This is a genomic window from Mesorhizobium sp. M1066 (assembly GCF_040318635.1).
Lineage (GTDB): Bacteria > Pseudomonadota > Alphaproteobacteria > Rhizobiales > Rhizobiaceae > Mesorhizobium.
In genome coordinates this window covers 1-20,594 of record NZ_JAMYMR010000014.1, presented here as the reverse complement: position 1 = coordinate 20,594, position 20,594 = coordinate 1, and the positions used below count along the sequence as shown (strand labels likewise).

The 20,594-nt window shown below is 62.7% G+C and carries 17 protein-coding genes; 9 read left to right on the top strand and 8 right to left on the bottom strand.

Annotated features, from left to right (window positions below):
• Positions 1–65: 65 nt before the first annotated feature.
• The 3 genes from minE to minC form a co-directional block, all read right to left on the bottom strand.
• Positions 66–338, bottom strand: a complete 273-nt coding sequence (gene minE, locus NKH52_RS18745) for a cell division topological specificity factor MinE (RefSeq protein ID WP_024501686.1) — start codon at positions 336–338, stop codon at positions 66–68.
• Positions 335–1,150 carry a septum site-determining protein MinD gene (minD, locus tag NKH52_RS18740; protein WP_127296957.1) on the bottom strand — a complete coding sequence of 272 codons (816 nt, stop codon included), beginning with the start codon at positions 1,148–1,150 and terminating at the stop codon, positions 335–337. Before minD ends, minE begins: the two co-directional genes overlap by 4 nt.
• A 62-nt stretch (positions 1,151–1,212) precedes the next feature.
• Positions 1,213–2,022 (bottom strand): septum site-determining protein MinC, encoded by an 810-nt coding sequence (minC, locus tag NKH52_RS18735; protein ID WP_352732392.1) that lies wholly within the window; start codon positions 2,020–2,022, stop codon positions 1,213–1,215.
• A gap of 326 nt (positions 2,023–2,348) precedes the next feature.
• Between minC and NKH52_RS18730 the strand changes: the two genes are divergently transcribed.
• The 4 genes from NKH52_RS18730 to NKH52_RS18715 all read left to right on the top strand — a co-directional run bounded on the left by NKH52_RS18730 (position 2,349) and on the right by NKH52_RS18715 (position 7,605).
• Positions 2,349–4,046, top strand: a complete 1,698-nt coding sequence (locus NKH52_RS18730; protein ID WP_352732395.1) for a hypothetical protein — start codon at positions 2,349–2,351, stop codon at positions 4,044–4,046.
• Positions 4,047–4,771: 725 nt separating this feature from the next.
• Positions 4,772–5,842 carry a DEAD/DEAH box helicase gene (locus NKH52_RS18725; RefSeq protein ID WP_352967626.1) on the top strand — a complete coding sequence of 357 codons (1,071 nt, stop codon included), beginning with the start codon at positions 4,772–4,774 and terminating at the stop codon, positions 5,840–5,842.
• A 20-nt stretch (positions 5,843–5,862) separates the two neighbouring features.
• Positions 5,863–6,384, top strand: coding sequence for a hypothetical protein (locus NKH52_RS18720; RefSeq protein ID WP_352732399.1), 522 nt, complete (start codon positions 5,863–5,865; stop codon positions 6,382–6,384).
• A 237-nt stretch (positions 6,385–6,621) separates the two neighbouring features.
• Positions 6,622–7,605: a DMT family transporter gene (locus NKH52_RS18715; RefSeq protein WP_352732402.1), complete on the top strand. Its 984-nt coding sequence runs from the start codon at positions 6,622–6,624 to the stop codon at positions 7,603–7,605.
• A gap of 550 nt (positions 7,606–8,155) precedes the next feature.
• On the opposite strand, the gene NKH52_RS18710 is transcribed toward NKH52_RS18715, so the two are convergent.
• Together NKH52_RS18710 and NKH52_RS18705 are read right to left on the bottom strand one after the other, a co-directional pair.
• Complete coding sequence (locus tag NKH52_RS18710) at positions 8,156–8,503, bottom strand: DUF2934 domain-containing protein (RefSeq protein ID WP_352732404.1); 348 nt, start codon at positions 8,501–8,503, stop codon at positions 8,156–8,158.
• Between the two features lie 90 nt (positions 8,504–8,593).
• A complete protein-coding gene (locus NKH52_RS18705) occupies positions 8,594–9,202 on the bottom strand; it encodes a BA14K family protein (protein ID WP_352732407.1) in 609 nt (202 codons plus the stop codon).
• Positions 9,203–9,460: 258 nt separating this feature from the next.
• On the opposite strand from NKH52_RS18705, the gene NKH52_RS18700 reads away from it, so the two are divergent.
• Both NKH52_RS18700 and NKH52_RS18695 read left to right on the top strand, forming a co-directional pair.
• Positions 9,461–13,585 (top strand): Pls/PosA family non-ribosomal peptide synthetase, encoded by a 4,125-nt coding sequence (locus tag NKH52_RS18700; protein WP_352732410.1) that lies wholly within the window; start codon positions 9,461–9,463, stop codon positions 13,583–13,585.
• Positions 13,586–13,599: 14 nt separating this feature from the next.
• Positions 13,600–14,727, top strand: coding sequence for a GNAT family N-acetyltransferase (locus NKH52_RS18695; RefSeq protein WP_352967584.1), 1,128 nt, complete (start codon positions 13,600–13,602; stop codon positions 14,725–14,727).
• Positions 14,728–14,736: 9 nt separating this feature from the next.
• Here the strand turns inward: NKH52_RS18695 and NKH52_RS18690 are convergent, their stop codons facing one another.
• Positions 14,737–15,849: a KamA family radical SAM protein gene (locus NKH52_RS18690; RefSeq protein ID WP_352732415.1), complete on the bottom strand. Its 1,113-nt coding sequence runs from the start codon at positions 15,847–15,849 to the stop codon at positions 14,737–14,739.
• Positions 15,850–16,226: 377 nt separating this feature from the next.
• Between NKH52_RS18690 and NKH52_RS18685 the strand changes: the two genes are divergently transcribed.
• Complete coding sequence (locus NKH52_RS18685; protein WP_352732418.1) at positions 16,227–17,882, top strand: acyl-CoA synthetase; 1,656 nt, start codon at positions 16,227–16,229, stop codon at positions 17,880–17,882.
• A 294-nt stretch (positions 17,883–18,176) separates the two neighbouring features.
• Here NKH52_RS18685 and NKH52_RS18680 read toward each other — a convergent pair whose 3' ends face one another.
• Together NKH52_RS18680 and NKH52_RS18675 are read right to left on the bottom strand one after the other, a co-directional pair.
• Positions 18,177–19,067: an NmrA family NAD(P)-binding protein gene (locus NKH52_RS18680; protein ID WP_352732421.1), complete on the bottom strand. Its 891-nt coding sequence runs from the start codon at positions 19,065–19,067 to the stop codon at positions 18,177–18,179.
• Positions 19,064–19,246, bottom strand: coding sequence for a DUF1127 domain-containing protein (locus NKH52_RS18675; protein ID WP_352674138.1), 183 nt, complete (start codon positions 19,244–19,246; stop codon positions 19,064–19,066). Before NKH52_RS18675 ends, NKH52_RS18680 begins: the two co-directional genes overlap by 4 nt.
• Positions 19,247–19,308: 62 nt before the next feature.
• On the opposite strand from NKH52_RS18675, the gene NKH52_RS18670 reads away from it, so the two are divergent.
• Together NKH52_RS18670 and NKH52_RS18665 are read left to right on the top strand one after the other, a co-directional pair.
• On the top strand, positions 19,309–19,443 hold the full coding sequence (locus tag NKH52_RS18670; protein ID WP_352674136.1) for a hypothetical protein: 135 nt from the start codon (positions 19,309–19,311) through the stop codon (positions 19,441–19,443).
• 20 nt (positions 19,444–19,463) lie between these two features.
• The gene (locus tag NKH52_RS18665; RefSeq protein ID WP_352732424.1) at positions 19,464–20,375 is read left to right on the top strand and encodes a transcriptional regulator GcvA; all 912 of its coding nucleotides are present in this window, start codon (positions 19,464–19,466) and stop codon (positions 20,373–20,375) included.
• The last annotated feature ends 219 nt before the right edge of the window (positions 20,376–20,594 follow it).

Sequence of the window (20,594 nt, the reverse complement as noted above, 5' to 3'; positions counted from 1 at the left end):
TCGACTTGCGGGGGCGAGCCACCGGTCTCGCCCGTCCTTCGGACCCCCACAAGGGGGAGGTAAAGTCACCCCGCCATGGCCAGCGGCACGGCGCTCTTGTTGGGGATCTGGATGTCGATTTCCAGCGTCGACATGGTCTCGCCGCGGTCCATCGAGACTTGCAGATAATCCTGGTCGATCTGCACATGCTTGGCGATGACGGCCATGATCTCCTCGCGCAGGATGGAGACGAGGTCGGGCTGGCTGCGGTTGCGGCGCTCGTAGGCGAGCAGCACTTGCAGCCGCTCGCGCGCCACCGGGGCGCTGGAGCGCCGCTTGAAGATGTCGAGCAGGTTCATGCCGCCCTCCTTCCCAAAAGACGATCGAGGAAGCCCTTGCGCTCGAAGGGCACGATGACGGGCAATTCCTCGCCCTCCAGCCGCCTGGCGGCGTCGATATAGGCCTTGGCGGCCGCATTGAGCGGTTCCGACAGGGTCACCGGCGAACCGAGGTTGGAGGCGCGCAGCACGTCCTGGCTCTCGGGGATGATGCCGAGCAGCGGCACCGACAGGATTTCCAGAACGTCGTCGATGGACAGCATTTCGCCGCGCGACGCGCGCGCCGCGTCGTAGCGGGTGACCAGCACATGCTTGGCGATCTGCTCGCCCTGCTCGGCCCGCAAGGTGCGGGCATCGAGCAGGCCGATGATGCGATCGGAATCGCGCACCGACGACACTTCCGGATTGGTGACGATGACCGCCTCGTCGGCAAAGCGCATGGCGAGCTGCGCGCCGCGCTCGATGCCGGCCGGGCTGTCGCAGAACACGTAGTCGAACACCGAGCGCAGCTTGTCGATGACTTCGCCGACGCCCTCCTCGGTCAGCGCATCCTTGTCGCGCGTCTGCGAGGCAGGCAGCAGGAACAGCGTCTCGACCCGCTTGTCGCGGATCAGCGCCTGCGAGAGTTTCGCCTGGCCCTGGATGACGTTGACGAGGTCGAACACCACCCGCCGCTCGGCGCCCATGATCAGGTCGAGGTTGCGCAGGCCGACGTCAAAGTCGACCAAGGCCACCTTCTTGCCGGTCTTGGCCACGGCCGCCCCGAGGGCCGCCGTCGAGGTCGTCTTGCCGACGCCCCCCTTGCCCGAGGTGACCACCACTACCTTGCCCATTGAATAGCCTCCGTTGTTGTTCATTTGTTTTTGGTCGAGCGGCCCTCGCCGCCCGGTCGAAGTCAGCTCAGCGTCGAAACCCGCAGCGCGTCCCCGTCGAGAAATGCCTGCACCGGCTTGCCGCGCGAAACACCTTCCATCTCCTCGGCGGTGACGTACCAGCCGTCGACCGCCAGCAGTTCCGCCTCGTTCTTGCGGCAGAAGATGCGCGCGCTTTTGTTGCCCAGCGCACCCGCCGAAGCGCGCCCGCGCAGCGTGCCGTAGACATGGATCGAACCCGCCGCGATGATCTCCGACCCGGAAGCGACCGAACCCAGCACGATGACATCGCCATGCGGATGCACGATCGTCTGGCCGGAGCGGATCGGCGACTTGACCATCAGCGTGCCCGAAGCTTCAACCTGCGGCTCGCTATCGCCGGCCTTGCTTGCGCCAGCCTTGCCGTCGCCGACCTTGGCCGAGCTACCCGCGTCCGCGAGTTGTTTAGGTGCCCTGCCCTCGGCCTTGTCGAAACTCTCCGCCCGCGCCTCGCGGGGCAGCAACCCATCCGTCGTCGCCTCCTTGGCGCCGACCAGCACCGGCGGCAGGTTGGGCTCGAGTGCGGTGTGGCCGTCGAGCTCGATGGCGTAGATGCGGATGCCACGATGGCCAAGCACGCCGACCAGCGATTCGATCGCGGCGACATCGGGCTTCAAGGTGTTGAGATCAAGCACCACCGGCCGCCCGGCAAAATAGCCCGGCGAGTTGCCGATCCAGTGATCCAGCCCCTCGAGCCACACGTCCAAAGGCGCTTCGGGCGTCAGCGTGAAAGCGACGAAAGAACGCGCGCGAAAACGAATGGATTTGGCCTCGATGGGGGCGGCAAAGGTCACGGCTGGCGAATCCTTACTGAGAGGTAAACGCTAGCGAAGGAATGGTTAACGAATGGTTAATGAGGAGGGGTGGGATGGGGTCGGGAGCCAAATTCCTGACAGCGCCAGTCGGTGCCTGAAGCGCTGGTAACGGCGAACATTTTCGGTAGGTTCACTATGAACTTAGGTAGTGACGAAGAGGCACAAATGAACGCACGCATTCAAAGCACCTGACGGGTTGATGGACGTCTCGTCGGAAATCTTGATAAATTGATCCGAAGAGAAATTTCGCGAAAAATCTTAGAAGACTAGGATACGACAGAAGAATTATGCCTCCAAGACCATTGATGCAAAAAGGGGTAGCGGAGCTTGAAAAGCTCTTCGACCAAAAACGCGATGATCCGAATTTTCTGAAAATTCTGATTGCCGAGCTAGCCGAGCGAACGGTCCCTCGCGCGCAGGAACTAAAGCGCCGAGCGATACAGGCAGCTGGGACGAATCCAAAGGCAACAACCCAGCACCGCAACGGCATTCGGAATGAGGATGCTACTGCCGCCGCCGTCGCGCCGGCCGTCAGGGTAGTGGCGACGCCCTTACAGCAAGTTACGCTCGAACCACCCTCGCAACCGGAAAAGGGGCCGACCCCAGCAGCATCGCGACCGTTACTCCAGCGGCCACCCATCACGAACAACGCAGCCGATGTGTTGTCAACATGGACCGCAATGGAGGTGCTTTCGCCCCCGTCCTTCCGCAAACCTGAGGACCTGGCCAGCGGCGATCGCTCCCGAATTGCACAGCTCGACAAGCCGGATCTTCCATGGGAGAGCGGCGGAGAGCGCAGCCGTCCTAACCAGAAACTCTACTATCAGATTATTCTGGGAAGCGTTGACATGGAGGCTGCCGTTTCCGCGCTTCTGCAGGTCTACACCGACAGCAGAATTGAGAGACCATCAGCGCGGGGCGAGGCTGTGCTTGCAACCATCATGGTTGATCGTGAGGGCCGCCCCGTTGAAAGCGACGCCGTGGCTATTTCCAGTTTCGGCTGGGGTATGCCGGTGGCCTTGTCCGGACAACTGAGAGACCTCGGCACGTGGTCTCAAATCGAGCGGCGTTTAACTGAAGAACTTGGCCAACGGGTCGTAACCGAAGATGATGAAGGACGGCCGAAGCCTCTCACGAGAAATGCAATCGAAGCGGCCTATCGCTGGCTGGTAGCGAAAATCGGAATCGACTCTCGCTTCACGAAAGCGCCTGTATTCGCAGTGCGCTCGTATCAGTATTTCAAATTGCAAGATCCTCCTGAATCGATCCTGCTGAATTCATTCTTTCTCGAAGACCTTGCCCTAGCCCAGGGGTTGGCTGCCGACGGCAAAGCTACGGGTAATTTCAACCGCTACATCGGCGCTACGAAGCCGAAAGCTCGCCGAAATTTAATGACGGACAACCGCGCGATAGCAGATGCGTTGGAGCCTGCAAAATTTCCCCTAGGTTCCTGGCCCGGCGCCGGACGACATCCCTTGGCGATGCTCCAGCAATGTGCCGTCAATCTGGCGCTGCACGATTTGAAAACAGATGGAATTGTTGCCGTCAACGGTCCGCCGGGTACAGGCAAAACAACCCTCCTACGGGACGTTGTGGCTGCTATCGTCACCAAGCGGGCGGAGCTTCTTTGTTCCTTTAGTGATCCGAAGGACGCGTTTTCGCCTTCCGGTCAAAACTCAAAAGAGGGAATTCTTTCATTCACCTCTACAAACTCCACGATAAGCTTCGAGGGCATGAAATCATCGTCGCTTCCTCGAACAACAAGGCGGTCGAAAATGTCAGCGCTGAATTGCCGGGGATGGGCGCTATCGCCGCCGATGCCACGGAACTGCGTTACTTCAAAACGGTTTCAGATGCGCTGCTGGCGCGCGATAGCTGGGGCGTTGTTGCAGCAGTTCTCGGCAACGCCCGAAACAGAAACGATTTCCGGCAAACCTTCTGGTGGGATGAGGATGTCGGCTTCCAGCGCTATTTGCAGCAGGCAAGCGGCAACCCGCAGCTGATCAACGAAAAGACCGAGGACGGGACACGGCAAAGACCGCCTCGTGTCGTTGCACAGGAACGCCCGCCAGCAGATCATGAGGAGGCCTTGCGGCGGTGGCGCAAGGCGCGCCAGCGGTTTACAGCGGTGCTCACCGAGGCGAAGAAAGCACTCGCGGACCTGCAACATATCCATGATCTTTTGGCTGCCATCGCAAAGGGACAGGCAGCTATCGCAGAGGTTGAGGCTGAGATTGCGTCTCTGCAGCCCACTGTCGGTCGTGCCGAAGATGTCGCTCAGGCAGCAACTCTGATCCATCAAAAACAGCAAAAAAATTTAGAAACCTCTCAACGCAATGCAGCTGGCGCGTTGCATTCCCGGCCCGGCTTCTTGAGTCGTGTTTTCCGAACGACGCCCTACCGCACATGGCAAGCCGAGCACGGCGCGGTCCTTACAAGGCTCACCGAGGCGAGGACTTTGTGTGCTGACTCGAAGAAGATTTCCGATACTAGGATTCATGAACATGCACGGTTGGCAGCGGATCTCCAAAGGCTACAAAAGACAAAAGCAGGTCTGACCTCGGCGTTGGATCAAGACAAACAGCGCTACTCACCTCTCGTTCGCCAGTATCCGGGCACTGTTGTATCTGACCAATTTTTCGATCAACGGCACGCGGACAAACAAAAGGCCGCACCGTGGTTAGACGGGAAAAGCGCGCGGCTTCGCAATGATGTCTTCGAGGCAGCGATGGCGCTGCATCGCGCATTCATCGATGCGGCGGCCCAGCCAATTCGTCACAATCTGAATGCGCTGATGGACGGGTTTGGCACTCGATCACTTGGCAGTGAAGAAAAGGACGCACTTATCCCCCACCTGTGGTCGACTCTCTTTCTTCTCGTGCCAGTTGTTTCCACGACGTTCGCGTCAGTCTCCCGCATGTTCCCCAAGATCGGCCCCGAAGAATTCGGCTGGCTTCTTGTCGATGAAGCCGGTCAGGCCCTACCGCAGGCGGCTGTCGGCGCTTTAATAAGAACGAAGCGAGCTATCGTTGTGGGCGATCCGATTCAGATCGAACCTGTCGTGGTCTTGCCAGATCAATTGACCGAAGCGATGTGTCACCAATTCGGGGTCGATCCCGTGATCTATAGCCCGCCGGGAGCATCTGTCCAAACACTGGCCGACAGCGCGACGGAATATTACGGCACCTTCGAAACCAAACTTGGCATGCGGGAAGTCGGGGTACCACTTCTGGTTCATCGGCGATGCGAAGAGCCGATGTTCGGCCTGTCAAACGCAATTGCCTATGAGAACTTGATGGTTCAGGCGAGGACTGCAAAGACCTCGGCTATCAGGAACGTACTCGGTCCGTCACGGTGGATCGATGTGGAAGGACACGGGCAGGAGAAATGGTGCCAGCAGGAGGGCCAAGTATTGCTAGGTTTGCTCCGGCAGCTTCGCCAGCAAGACATCACGCCTGACTTTTACATTGTGACCCCTTTTGTAGTGGTGCAGGACCGCATGCGTGAAATGCTGCGCACAAGCGGGTTGCTTGACGGATGGGTCGAGAATCCCTTCGCTTGGATCTACGAGCGTGTCGGAACAGTCCACACGGTCCAAGGGCGGGAGGCCGAGGCGGTCTTCTTCATCCTTGGAGCACCCAATGCCGAGCAACGCGGAGCACGAGGATGGGCTGGTGGACGGCCCAACCTGCTGAACGTCGCCGTCACACGGGCCAAGGAAGCCGTATATGTCATCGGCAACCGAGCTCTTTGGAAAAGTGCGGGAGTGTTCCAGTCGCTTGACAAATTCTTACCATAGAAAATCGAGAGCGGGTCTTCATGACCAAGCTACCACCGGAGCAAATTCGTGATTTCTTTGCGCGGAGTCCGTTTGTGCCCGGCATGGTGCTTAGACGACTGAGCCATATTAAACACAATTGGGAAGTCGGATGGGATCCGCACAGCGGCAGATATCTCCCAGAACCCTTTAGCCTGGCTGCCGACTTGAATGAGGTGATCGATCAAATCGCTGCGACCACGCCACCTGGCCGCTACCATGATCATGAAGACATCATCGTAGGATGTGTTTCGTCAATTTTCTCAGCAGAAAAACAAGGCGGACGCTGGCGTGGAGATGACTACGGATTCCTTCTGGAACAGGGTCTGATGATGAGTGGCCGTCTTGACGATTTAATTCTCGCCGCTACTGGCCGTGTATACGCGGCCATAAATTCTGGACAGAAGCATTTCGATGATGTCGAGCATGGTCATTTGAGAATGCTCTCGGACATTCTCGCCACGATAGTTTTCTACTACTATGGATGTAGATGCGCACTGGAGGAGGATCCTGAAGAATCGTAAGCAAGGCTCCATCTCTAGCCTTCCAAATTGATGCACATCAGATTACCCTCGAATGCCACCTAGAATACTGCACCTTTCGCTCATGCTCATCCGCAGCCTCCGCGTATAAACGTCCCCAAATTCCGCCGTCCGCGCGCCCGAGCGCCGATTCCTCCCCACCCTTTCAAAACGGATGCACGACCCAACGACACAGTTTATGTTGTCCCGTCGGGCCGAGGTCATCGAAGGGGGCATGACATGCAGGCAATGCCGATAGCGCATCAAGCCGCGCAACCCGTGGCCGGCCCCTCCTTGGCCGGCTATCCGGCCGCCGTCCTGTGCTGGCTGCTTTCGGCTGGTGTCTATATTGCGGCCAAATGGGTGGCGCTTGAAATGCCGCCCTGGGGCCTCTGCTTCTGGCGGCTGACGCTTGCCTGCGCCATCCTGCTGCCGATCGTGCACCGTCATCACGACGCGATGATCGGGCTTTTGCGAACGCGCGCCGTGGAGGTCGTCGCCGTGGGGGCGATCGGCCTGACGCTGTGCCAGGGTATGATCTACCACGGCCTCAACCACACCGACGCCACCACGGCCGGTATCATCATGGCGCTGTCGCCTGTCATGACGATGGTGCTTGCCCGTTTCGTGCTTGGCGAGCCGCTCGGGCTGTGGAAGTCGCTTGGCGCGCTGGTTGCGCTTGCCGGGATGATTTTCATCGTTGCCCATGGCAACCTGACGGCGCTGCTGCAACTCAAGGTCAACGCCGGCGAGCTGTGGATCGTTGCCAGCGCGTTCTGCTGGGGCGTCTACACCGTGCTTTTGCGCCGTGCCAAATTCGGCATCGAACTCCTGCCGATGGTCGTGCTGCTGCTCGGCGCCGGTGCGCTGGTCGCCTTGCCTTTCCATTTGTGGGAATTGTTCAACGACGAACGCTCCGCCATGAACCTCCACAGCCTTCTCGCGCTCGCCTATCTGGCTGGCCCCGGCGGCGCCCTGATGTACTATCTCTACAACAAAAGCGTGCAAACGCTGGGCGCGAGCCGGGCGAGCATGCTGCTCTACCTGCAGACGGTGTTCGTGGCTATCCTCGCCTATCTGCTGCTCGGCGAAGGCTTGCACGATTACGATCTGGTCGGTGCGGCCTTCATCGTCGCCGGCATCGTCCTCGCACAATGGTCAAGCCCAGGCCGGCCGAACCACGCGCGGCGTAGAAATCTTGCGGGCGAGAGATCTTGCAGGTGACGACTGTGCGGCGGGTCAACAAAAAACCCGCCTTTGCGGCGGGTCACTGGCGCAAATCAGCACCATAGGCAGAAATGTAGCATAGCTGCCCTCACCCGTCAAGAAAAAATTCCTATCGACGTCAGCACCAGCTGCTCGCCGGACCCGTGCATTCCCGACCAAACAGGCAGCGGCGCAATTGCGGTGGAGGCCGACATTCGAACGAAAGTAAATTCAGATCCAGCTTGACGGAACATTAGCCATAGCTAATTGTTGATCTGTGCGGCAGGTGGTGCCCTCCATCGCCTGCCGAAGATCGGCCGTCCGATCGGCCCGCGTCCTCCGCCAGAGGCGCGGGCTTTCGCTTTCGCGGTCCAGCGCAAGTGATGACCGACCAGCCCGTCGCAACCTGAGCGTTTCGAGAAGCCGCGTTGGCGGGCCGTGCTCACGACCAGTCCAAGGCTCTGGCCATGGCGAAAAAGATTGGCGACAGAGCCGAAGATGATGAGGCGTCGCCGTTTTCGCCCTTCTTGAGTGAATGGAGCCGGTATTTCCATCCTTCAGCTTTCGATCATTTGGCCAGTCCCTCATCGGGGTTTCGCCGCCTTTTGGCCTTGAGGCTGCGGGCGGCTTGTTCCACCGCGGCGCGGTCGTTGCCCAGGCGGTCGATCAGTTCCTGTGCCTCGTCGCCCGATATGCCGGTGCGCACCGCCAGCGCCTCGACCTCCAGCACATCGGTGCTGGCGATCTCCCCGGTTTCAGGCAGCGCATCGTCCGCCGTCAGCGGCAGGGCCGCCTCGCGGTCGATCTCGGCCTCGGCCTGGTGCCAGTGCCGTTCGGGGTCGCCCTGCATGCGACCTTCCCGTTCCCAGATCTGGTAGGCGCGCTCACGAATTCTGTCGTCCCGGTCGTCGCTCATGGTCAGTCCTCCTTAGGGTCAGGGTTGAACGCCGCGCCAATGCGAACGCTCCGGAAAATCCGCGCGATCGGATCGTGCGGCGCGCGGGCTCTATTGGCATTGCCGTCTCGGCCCGCCGGAGTATGGCTGGTAGGAGTTGTCTTCCGGGCGATAGGAGCGGTAGCGGCTGAAGCAGTAATCGACATGGTCGGCCGAAAGTGCTTCGCCGCCATCGTCGGCAACGTAGACGCCCAGGCCGGCGCCGTTTTCGTCGCCATCGCCGGCAGTGGGCTGGACGGGCTGACCGGCGGCTTCGAGATAGGGCGAGATGCAGGGGCGCAGCTGCCCGCTGTAGGAGAGATAGCTGTTGTCGTCCGGATGGTAGGAGCGATAGCGGCTGGCGCACCAGGCGAGATGCGGAGGCGGCAATTCGGTCGTCTTGGGCGCGATGGCGCCGGTGACGGTGGGGTCGGGCGGTGTTTCCTGCGGTTTGGCGGGGATGTCCGTCGGCGCGGACTGTTTGGCCGGCAGGCGTTCGAGGCCCTGCCCGGCTTTGTTCACCGGCCGCGCTTTTTTGGTCCACAGCTCCGCCACGCTGACGGTGGCCGTTGCCTGGCGCGACGGCTTTGCGGCAAGCAGCCAGGCGGCGAAGCCCAGTCCGCTGCCGAAGACCGCAAGGGTCAGCACGAAGCCGCAGACCAGTCCCAAAACCGCTTTCACGACACGCTCCTTAAGTCCCTGCTCATAGAATGCGGGGCCTCAAGGCTGGTTCCAGAAAAACGCCGGGTGCACGCCCTCGCGTGCCGCCGAGCGCGCCCGGCGAGAGCCGCCAAGGGAGGCTCAAAAGAGCGCCCAGACACAGTTCAGAAACAATATTCAACAGTTCGGAAAAACTGGCGAAAAGATCGGATGGCATAAGCTCCCACAACAACTGGAAAAATGGCCGTGCCGGGCGATGCCCGGCCTGGACGGGAAAGTATGGAAATGGATCACGGTGTCGACATCGCCGAACTGGACGCGGAACGATCGGGGCTGGAAAGCGGCCCGGCAGATGTCGATGCGCTGGTAAAAACGGCCCCCGCGACAGCCAGGCGCGGGCAGATCCTGACGGGCGCCGACTTTGCCCGGCAAGGCCTGCCCGGCGAGCGGCTCGACACCGTCTTCGAACAGCTCGCCGAAATGTTTGCAGCGCTGCCGGCGGTGATCTCCGACGGGCGTGTCTGGACCTATCGTGAACTGGACAGCCGGGCCAACCAGTTCGCCCGCCTGCTGGTCAAGCGCGGCGTGCGGCCGGGCGACCGCGTCGGGCTTATCCTCGACCGCTCGGCGGAGACCTATGTCGCGCTGCTCGCCGTGATGAAGGCGGGCGCTGCCTTCGTGCCGCTGGCGACCGCGTTCCCCGAGGAGCGGATGGCGCTCATCATCGAGGACGCCGGCGTCAGCCTGATCGTCACCATCGCCGCCTATGCGTCGCGCGCCGGCCAGCTGCCGGTTCCGCATCTGCTGATCGACAGCACTGCCGCCGAAATCTCCAAAGAGTCCGGCGCGCCGCTGAAGCCGAATGCGAAGGCCGCTTCATCAGACGACACCTGCTACATCCTCTACACCTCGGGCACCACAGGCAAGCCCAAGGGCGTCGTCATCAAGCACCAGAGTTTCGTCAATTTCATCCGCGTCGCCGCCGCCTCCTACGGCTACCGGCCGGGCGATCGCGTCTACCAGGGCATGACCATCGCCTTCGACTTTTCCTCCGAAGAGATCTGGGTGCCGTTCGTCGCCGGCGCTACGGTGGTGCCGGCACCGGGCCAGATGCCGCTGGTGGGCGAGGAACTGGCCGATTTCCTGCGGCTCCATGACATCACCTGCATCGCCTGCAGCCCGACGCTGCTGTCGTCGATGACATCGGATGTGCCCAGCCTGCGCACGCTGCTGGTCGGCGGCGAGGCCTGCCCGCACAATCTGGTGGTGCGCTGGTCGAAGCCGGGGCGGCAGATCCTCAACACCTATGGCCCGACCGAGGCGACCGTCACCGCCACAATGGGCGCGCTCACGCCGGACAGTCCCGTCACCATCGGCGCGCCGCTGCCGACCTACTCCATCGTCATTCTCGACGCCTCGCTGCCGCAACTTGCCGAGCCCGGTGAACTGGGCGAGATCGGCATTGCCGGCATCGGGCTCGCGGTCGGCTATCTCAACAGGCCTGACCTGACCGAACAGAAATTCATCGCCGATTTCGTCGGCCTGCCGAACAATCCGTCGAAGCGCATCTACCGGACCGGCGACCTTGGCCGCATCAACGACCAAAGCGAGATCGAATATAACGGCCGCATCGACACCCAGGTCAAGATCCGCGGCTACCGCATCGAGCTCGGCGAGATCGAGGCGGTGCTGCTCGATCAGCCCGAGATCGCCCAGGCCGCGGTCACCACCTGGGAGATCGAGCCCGGCCGCGTCGAACTCGTCGCCTATTACGCCCCCAAGGCCGGCCAACCGTCGATCTCGCGCGCGGACCTCGCCAGGACGATGAAGCGGCGGCTGCCGGATTACATGGTGCCCTCCTATCTCGAGGAGCTGCCGGCGATCCCGATGACGGTCTCCAACAAGGTTGATTTGCGCCAGCTGCCGAAGCCGACAAGTGTGCGGCTTTCGGGCGATCGCGCCATGGTCGCGCCCGCCAATGACGACGAGCGTTTCCTGGCCGACGCACTGGCCGCCGTATTGAAATTCGAAGACGTGTCCGTCGAGGACAATTTCTTCGACGATCTCGGCGCCAACTCGCTGCTGATGGCGCATTTCTGCGCGCGCCTGCGCACCAGGAAGGAATGGGCGACGGCGTCGATGCGCGACATCTATCTCCACCCGACCGTGGCGCGGCTCGCGCTGCATCTCGGCGTGGCGGACGAGATGACGACGGCCACCAACGAGCCCGTCCTCACCCGCCGGGCCTCGAATTTCGCCTACTGGACCTGCGGCGCCGCACAGCTGCTGTTCTACGCGCTCTACAGCTACGGCGCCCTGTGGGCGATCAATGGCGGCCTCAACTGGATGTATGACGCGCTCGACGATCCGCTGCAGCTGTATCTGCGCTGCGTGGCACTTTCGGCCGCCGTGTTCTTCGGCATGTCGGGCTTTGCCGTCATCGCCAAATGGGTGCTCGTCGGCCGCTGGAAGGCGGAGGCGTTTCCCATCTGGGGCGTGCGTTACTTCCGCTTCTGGGTGGTCAAGACGTTGATCCGCACCGCGCCGGTCGTGCTGTTCCGCGGCAGCCCGCTCTACAGCATCTACCTGCAGCTTCTCGGCACCAAGCTCGGCAAGAATGCCGTCATCGAATCGAAATCCGTGCCCGTCTGCACCGATCTCATTTCAATCGGTGCCAACACCATCCTGCGCAAGGAATCGATGATCCTCGGCTTCAGGGCCCAGTCCGGCTACATCCACACCGGGCCGCTGACCATCGGCCGCGATGCCTTCGTCGGCGTCGGCTCCACGCTCGACATCGACACCCGGATCGGGGATGGCGCCCAGCTCGGCCATTCGTCTTCGCTGCATCGCGGACAAAGCATACCGGACGGCGAACGCTGGCATGGATCGCCGGCCGTGCCGACCACGGCGGACTATTGCAAGGTGCGCAATGTCGATCCTTCCAACATCCGGCGCTTCCTGTTCGAAGCGGTTCAGCTGATTGGCCTGTTTGCCATTGTCACTCCCTTGCCGCTGCTGTTCCACAGCTACTGGGAAAATGTCGGCGACGACTATCAGGAGACGATCGGCATCGTCGCGATCGGCACCACGGTCACGCTGTTCGGCTACATCGCCGTGGCTTTTCTGGCGGCGACGCTGGTGCCGCGCCTGACAAACCTGATCCTGAAGCCAGGCCGCACCTACACGCTCTACGGTTTCCGCTACTGGCTGCAGACGGTCGCCGAATTCACCAGCAACTCCCGCGTCCTGGGTCTCCTGTTCGGCGACAGCTCGGCCATCGTGCACTATATCAGCGCCATCGGCTGGAACCTCAACAAGGTGGTGCAGACCGGTTCCAACTTCGGCAGCAACCAGCAGCACGAAAACCCGCTTCTGTGCGAGATCGGCACCGAGACCATGGTGTCGGATGGACTGTTCATGATCAATATGCACAAGTCCGCCTCGGCCTTCCGGCTCGAGCCGACGCGCATCGGCGAGCGCAACTATCTCGGCAACAACATCTACTATCCGCCGGATGGCCGCACGGGCGACAACGTCCTGCTCGGCACCAAGGTGATGATCCCCATCGACGGGCCGTTGCGCGAGAATGTTGGGCTTCTCGGTTCGCCTGCTTTTGAAATCCCGCGCATGGTGAACCGCGACAAGGAGCTTATCGCCGGCATCGACGAGGCAGACCGGCGCCAGCGCATCCCGCTGAAGAACCGCCACAACATGGTGACGATCCTTCTGTTCGTGGCAACGCAATGGGTCATGTTGTTCGCCACGCTAGCGATCTGGGATCGGGCGCTGAACTACTATACCGAATGGGCCGAGGTCGCCCTGTTCGTTGCCGTGCTTTTGACCTCGGCAATCACCATTCCGTTCTACATCCTGGTCGAGCGGGCAAGCCTTGGTTTTGGCCGGCTGAAGCCGCAAATGACGACGATCTACGACGTCGCATTCTGGCGTCACGAACGCCACTGGAAGCTCGCGGATTCGCCGATCGTGCGCCTGTTCGCCGGCACGCCGTTCCGGCCGATGATCCTGCGCCTGCTGGGCGTCAAGGTCGGCAGCCGTGTCTATGACGGCGGCAGCAATTTGACCGAACGTTCCCTGGTGGAGATCGGCGACGACGTCACCCTCAACGAGGGGTGCGTCATCCAGGCCCATTCGCTGGAAGAAGGCGCCTTCAAGTCCGACTTCATCCGCATCGGCAAGGGCTGCACGCTCGGACCTTCAGCCTTTGTCCATTACGGCGTCGTGATGGGTGAAGGCTCGGTGGTCGATGTCGACTCCTTCGTCATGAAGGGCGAAGAGCTGGAGCCCAACTCCATATGGCGGGGCAACCCGGCCAAGCTGCACCGCTTCGTCGAGCCGATCACCGACGATGGCTCCAAGGTATCGGCCCCGGCATTGGCTTGAAGAAGGGCCTCGGCTTGACGAAGGGCATCGGCTTGAACACCGGAGATATCCGTCTCGTTGCCGTGACCGAGGCCAACCGGGCCCTGGTCACGGCCTTGGAACTGGCGCCGGAGCAGAGGGATTTCGTCGCCGGCAATGCGGACTCGCTGGAAGAAGCCGGGACTGACGAAGACGCCCGGCCACGGGTCGTCATGGCCGGGGATCGTGTCGTCGGTTTCCTGATGTACGAGGCTCCTCCGGATGACGACGAGGCACGCATCTACCGCTTCATGATCGACCGCGCTTCTCAGGGCAAAGGCTACGGCAAGGCCGCGCTGCGTAAGGTACTGGACGAAATCCAGGGGCTCAGCCACATCAGCCACGTCTCGATCTGCTACGAACCGGAGAACGATGCGGCGCGAAATCTCTATCGCAGCGCCGGTTTCGTCGAAGAAGGGCTCGACGAGGACGGAGAAATGATAGCCGATCTCGCTTTGCCGGCCCCGGACGCACGAGTCGTGATGCGGCTGCCCGAGGAAATCGCCTTGGCCGAAGCGATCGCCGCCATCGCACCATCGGGAGTCCGGATCGGATGCCGGATGATCCGCGACGGCGACGACGCCCATCTGCTGCCTGGGGAAGCGCATTCCATCCCCGCGCGTCAGCCTGGCATGCGGCGCGCCAGCGGCGCGGCCCGGTGGATCGCGCACGGACTGCTGGCGGAGCTTGGCGTCGGCGACGTCGCCATCTTGCGCTCGCCAACCGGCGCGCCGGTCTGGCCCGACGGCATAACCGGTTCGCTCGCGCACGACGACGACATGGCCGTGGCGGCGATTGCACCGATTGGCGATATCGCCTCGCTCGGCATCGACGTCGAGCCCGCGCAGCCTCTCCCGGATGACATTTTGGCGCTCGTGACAACACCTGCGGACCGCACGGACGCAGCCGACCGGCATCTTGCCGGCCGCATCCTCTTTGCCGCCAAGGAAGCCGTCTACAAGGCCGTCTATCCGCTCGATCGCGAGGTGCTGGGCTATGAGGACATCACCATCGACCTGAACGCAGGCCACGCGACGACGAAGACGGGCCGCAAGGCCAGCCTCGCCTACTGCGTTGCCCCGCGCGTGGTGGTGCTGGCATTTGTCGAGAAAAACGCGCGGTAGCGCGCGGCCCTATTCGCCGACGATCTCCGTATACGCCCTCATCTCGCCATCGAGCCCGCGCAGCCGCCAGTTCTCGCCGTCCCGTCCCTCGACATGGCAAGGCCCGATCGGCACCTTGCCGCCGCCTTCCGGCAGGTCGAGCACATAGACGGGGTTGCAGATGCCCGACAGCCGCGCCCGCAGCGCTTCAGTCAGCGCCTGTCCCTGGGCAATCGTCGTGCGCCGGTGCGCCATGCCGCGCGCGAGGTCGCCATGGTGCAGGTAGTAGGGTTTGACGCCGAGGCGGTACATCAGCTCGCGGCAGAGTTCTTCCAGCGCCTCGATGCTGTCGTTGACGCCCTTGAGCAGAACGCTCTGGTTCAGCAGCACGAAGCCGGCTTGCCGAAGCGTGCGGCAGGCGGCCTCGGTTGCGTCGGTGATCTCGCGCGCGTGGTTGAAATGGGTGACGACAGTGACCATCAGCCGGCCCTGCAGCGCCGCGACGAGCCCTGATGTAATGCGCGACGGCAGCACCACCGGCACGCGCGTATGGATGCGCAGCAGCCGCACATGGGGGATCGCTTCGATGCGCGCAAAGATTTCGGCCAGTGCCTTGTCAGGCAGCGACAGCGGATCGCCGCCGGTCAGGATCACCTCACGGATTTCGGGGTGATCCGCGATATAGGCCAGCGCCGGCTCCAGCGCCTCGCGCGTATAACCCCTGCCGATCGAGGTCAGCGATTCCTTGCGGAAGCAGAACCGGCAATAGACCGCGCATTGATAGGTCGGGAACAGCAGCACCCGGTCGGCATGGCGATGCGTCAATCGCGGCACCGGGCTGAAGTCATGGTCGGCGATCGGATCGTCGAGTTCGCCTTCCACCTCCTCCAGTTCCTGCGGAGAGGGGATGACCTGCGCCCGGATCGGATCGGCCGGGTCGTTCCAGTCGATCAGGTCGAGATAGGCTTTGGGCGCGCGCACCTTGTGGTTCGCGGCCGCCGCTTGCGCCGCCGCGCGCTCAGCTGGCGACAACGGCAGGGACGCCAGATCGCGCACGTGGCGCACGCCGGCGCGAATTTCGGCCTGCCAGGCGGTATCGGGGTCGGCGGCGCGCGCGTCGTGGAGGTTGGTGTCTGAGGTCATCGGGTTTCTCGGGCAATCTGGCGGTGCTATCGGCCGGATGGGCGGGCGGGTCAAGCACGTGCATTGCCGCAGGATTGTCAGCGCCGCGATCCTTCTCGCGCGCCCCTCTGTCCTGCCGGACATCTCAAGGGGGGAGATTGGCAGCAGCATGCTTCGCGCCTTTCTTCGCCGCTGAACCGCTGGAAATTGGCGAAAGCCGGCGCGGCATCCAATCTCCCCCCTTGAGGGGGAGATGTCCGGCAGAACAGAGGGGGGTGTTCAAGCGCCAACCCTTCCCGCCACCAACTTTCGCCGCATCGACCACAACCACAATTTCGGGCAAGCTCGCACCCGACAGCGCCGCATGGGGAGATGCGGCGCCGCCAGGGAGGACTGCCATGACCAACACACCGGCGCTGCCGCGCTATGTCGATGCCATTGCACGCTTTCGCATCGACGATGAGATCGCAAGACTTCACGGCGATCCCGCGACGGGCATCAACGCCTGCATCGAATGCTGCGATCGCCATACCGGCCAGAACCGGCTGGCGCTGCGCGCCATCTCTGCCGATGGCGAGCTGCGGGAGTTCAGCTTCGACGATCTCAAGGAGATGTCGGCGCGCGTCGGCAACATGCTGAAAGCGGCTGGTGTCGGCCCCGGCGACATCGTCGCCGGCATGCTGCCGCGCATTCCCGAACTGGTGGCGCTCATCCTCGGCACCTGGCGTATCGGCGCGGTCTACCAGCCGCTGTTCACCGCCTTTGGCCCCAAGGCCATCGACCACCGGCTAAAGACCAGCGGCGCGAAGCTCGTCGTCACCAACATTGCCAATCGCGGCAAACTCGATGAGGTGGAGGATTGCCCTCGCGTTGCGACCATCCTTGCCCCAGGCGAAGCCCTGCCGGCCGGCGACATCGATTTCCGCGCCGCCTTTGCCGCCGCCTCGCCTGACTGCCAGCCGGTGATCCGCAAGGGCGACGATTTGTTCATGATGATGTCGACCTCGGGCACGACCGGTTTCCCCAAGGGCGTTCCGGTGCCGCTCAGCGCGCTGCTGGCCTTCGGCGCCTATATGCGCGATGCCATCGGGCTGCGGCCCGACGACGTCTTCTGGAACATCGCCGATCCTGGTTGGGCCTACGGCCTCTATTACGCCGTCACAGGCCCCCTGCTGCTTGGCATCGCCACGACCTTAAACGAGGGCGCCTTCACCGCCAAAAGCACCTACGACATCATCGAGCGCCTCGGCGTCACCAGCCTCGCAGGCTCGCCCACCGCCTTCCGCCTGCTGCTGGCCGAAGGACCCGAGGCAGCCGCCCGCGTCAAGGGCCGGCTGCGCGTGGTGAGCAGCGCCGGCGAGCCGCTCAACCCGGAGGTGATCCGCTGGTTCGACGCTCATCTCGCCGCCCCCATCCACGACCATTACGGCCAGACCGAGAACGGCATGATGGTCAACAACCATCATGGCCTGTCGCACCCGGTGCGCCACGGCTCGGCCGGCTTTGCCATGCCGGGCTACCGCATCGTCGTGCTCAACGAGGCCAGCCACGAACTTGGCCCCAACCAGCCCGGCATTCTCGCCGTCGACATCGCCAATTCGCCGCTGCGCTGGTTCGGCGGCTATCACCAGGCGGAAACGCCGGCCATAGCGGGCGGCTATTACCGCACCGGCGACACGGTCGAGTTCGAGCCCGACGGTTCGATCTCCTTCATCGGCCGCGCCGACGACGTCATCACCTCGGCCGGCTACCGCATCGGCCCGTTCGACGTCGAAAGCGCGCTGATCGAACACCCGGCGGTCAACGAGGCAGCCGTCGTCGGTGTGCCCGACCCGCAGCGCACCGAAATCGTCAAGGCCTTCGTCGTTCTGGCGCCCGCCTTTCGAGGCAGCGAGGCGCTGGCCGAGGAACTGGCGCAGCATGTCCGCAAGCGCCTCTCGGCCCACGCCTATCCGCGCGAAGTCGAGTTCGTCAGCGAGTTGCCGAAGACGCCGAGCGGCAAGATCCAGCGGTTCCTGCTGAGGAAGGCCGAGGTGGAGAAGCGGAAGGAGTGACACGGCCAATCTCCCCACAAGGGCAGGGCTATCGCATACGGATTCTTGCGAAGAAGAATCCCCACCCTAACCCTCCCCACAAGGGAGAGGGAACGCTGCCGCGTGCCTTTAATTCTTCTTGGCGCCGAAAAGACAGGCGATTCTCTTGGGTCAGCGCCAACGGAAGTCTCCCTCCCCCTTGTGGGGAGGGGTTAGGGGTGGGGGTCCGTGCCGGGCAGACATCTCAGGAATTCCATATGCGACAGCCCTGCCACTTGTGGGAGAGATCGCAGTTGCAACGCCGCGCTTCTGCTACTACCACCCAGCGGTGCCCGCCATCGCCACAAAGGCGCTCTCGATGGTCTCGAACGTCAGCTCCGGATAGAGCGCGCCGGCTTCCGGCGTGGCCGTTTCGAGCGCCGTCTCACCGCGTATCCAAAACGCTCGCAGCAGTCCGAGCCAGGGGGCTGATGCGATCATCGCCTCAAGCTCCGCCGCACTCTGGGGCACGATGCGCGGCGAGCGGCCGCTGACCCGGCGCCACAGGTCGATCATCGCGTTCTGGGTTGTCCGATTCTGTGCGATCCGCATCTCGCGGCGAACAGCATCGGGATCCTCCAGCGCGCGCAAGGTGACAGCGGCGATATCCTTCTCGCTGACGAACGTCGCCGGCACATTGCCGTCGCCATAGAGCGTCACCTCATCGGGCGGCAGAGGCGACGAGCCGAAGCGCATCAGGTCGCCCAGAGTTGCCACCCAGGTCGAAAAGAAACCATTGGTGTAGATCACCGTATAGGGCAGATCAGCCTCCTTGATCGCGTCGAAGACTGCTCTCTTGAGGTCGAGTGGTGGGACCGAGCCTGGTGCGGCGGCGGCAAAGTCGAGACCGAAGCCGGCGGAAGGTACATAGCGGGAGACGCCGGCATCCCTGAGCGCCCGCACCAGCGTCATCTCGCTGGCCGAATCCACATGCACTGAGGAGATGACGCGATCCACTTTGCCGACGGCGCGGACAAGGCTGTCATAATCGTCGAGATCGCCGACATGCACCGTGGCGCCGAGTTCCTTCAGCGGGCGCAGCCGCTGTTCATTACCGGCTGTTGCCGGACGAACCAGAACGTGCAGGCGATCGCCATTGTGTGCGCTGGCCTTTGCCATCTCGCCACCCAGCAGCCCCGTCGCGCCGATGATCAGGGTGCTGGTCATATCGCCCTCCCATTGCGCAGGATGGAACCGTCCCAGTCGCGCTCGAAGCCGATGTCGTGCAAGCGTTGGTTCGAGAAGCGTGAAACTCGGCGCAGCATGCGGCGGCGCTCGACGACTGCAGCGGTTCTGAGTGCAAGACCGCTCATCGCGGCGCCGATGGATTCGAAGGTCGGGTTCATTGTTCGTCTCCTGTGTTTTACCCGGGGCGCAAGCGTGCCAAGGCCGTCCGCGGAGGACGAGCATGACGATTGCTCACACTGTTCTGGTCGTTCAGCGCAGCGGTGAGATGGAAAACCCGATTTGGATGCGCTGCTACGTCAGTAGATTGGACATTTCCGGGCTGGACGACAAACGACTCTTTGTGCAGGATTTGTGAGCAACGCTCACAGGTGGACCATGCCGCGCAGACTGCCGCCGCTCACTGCCCTGCCCGCCTTCGAGGCCGCCGCCAGGCATCTGAGTTTCTCCAAGGCTGCGGGCGAACTCAACGTCACCCATGGTGCGGTCAGCCGCGCCATCCGCAACATCGAGGACAGGCTGGGCATCCAGCTTTTCGATCGGGGGACGCGGTCCGTGCGCCTGACTCCTGTTGGCGCGGCCTACGCATTGGAAGTCAGGAAGGCGCTGGACCAGATCGCCGCCGCCACCATCGCCGCCACGCCCGACCGCACCACGGGTATCCTGAATGTCAGCACATCGGACGGTTTTGCCGGCCGCTGGCTGGTGCCGAGGCTGCATCGCTTCCATCGCGCCAACGGCGATATCGACGTGCGGCTGTCGACCTCGGGCGTGCTTTCCGATTTCGTCAGCGACGGCATCGACATTGCCATCCGCTACGGCAAGGGCGGCTATGTCGGGGTGACCGCGGAATTTCTCGCCGATGAAGAGGTCTTCCCGGTCTGCAGCCCGGAACTGCTGCAAGGCGAACATCCGTTGCGCCTGCCGGCGGATCTCGGGCATCACAAATTGATCCATGATGCGTTTCGCATCGACTGGGCGACATGGCTGCAACATGCCGGCGTGGCAGATGTCGATCCGAAGCGCGGCGTGCGCTTCGATTCCGCCACCTTCGCCGTCGAGGCCGCGGTGCATGGCGAAGGCGTGCTGCTGGGCCGAAGCGCGCTGGTCTCGGCCGACCTCGCCGCCGGGCGGCTGGTTCGTCCCTTCGACCGCGCGCTGAAATCCGCCTCGCGCTACTACGTCGTCTACCGCGACGGCGCGCTGCGTCAGAAGAAGATCAGGGCGTTCCGCGACTGGCTGTTTGCCGAAATGGCGGCTGACTGGATTGGTGCGACGAAGGGCGATTGAGGTAGAAGGCCTGCGCTTGCAACCCAAGCAGCGCCGCGCGGACCCCCACCCCGCTGCTTCGCATCGACCCTCCCCACAAGGGGGAGGGTCAGGAAGACGCCCTGCCCGCCTGCCGAACAGCCCCTTTTTTGGAAATGGTTGTGTGCGTCAAGTTCTGCAAAATGGGCGATCATGAAGCTGGTCATGCGGCTTGGCGTAGAGCGAGCTTCTTGTGCTCGC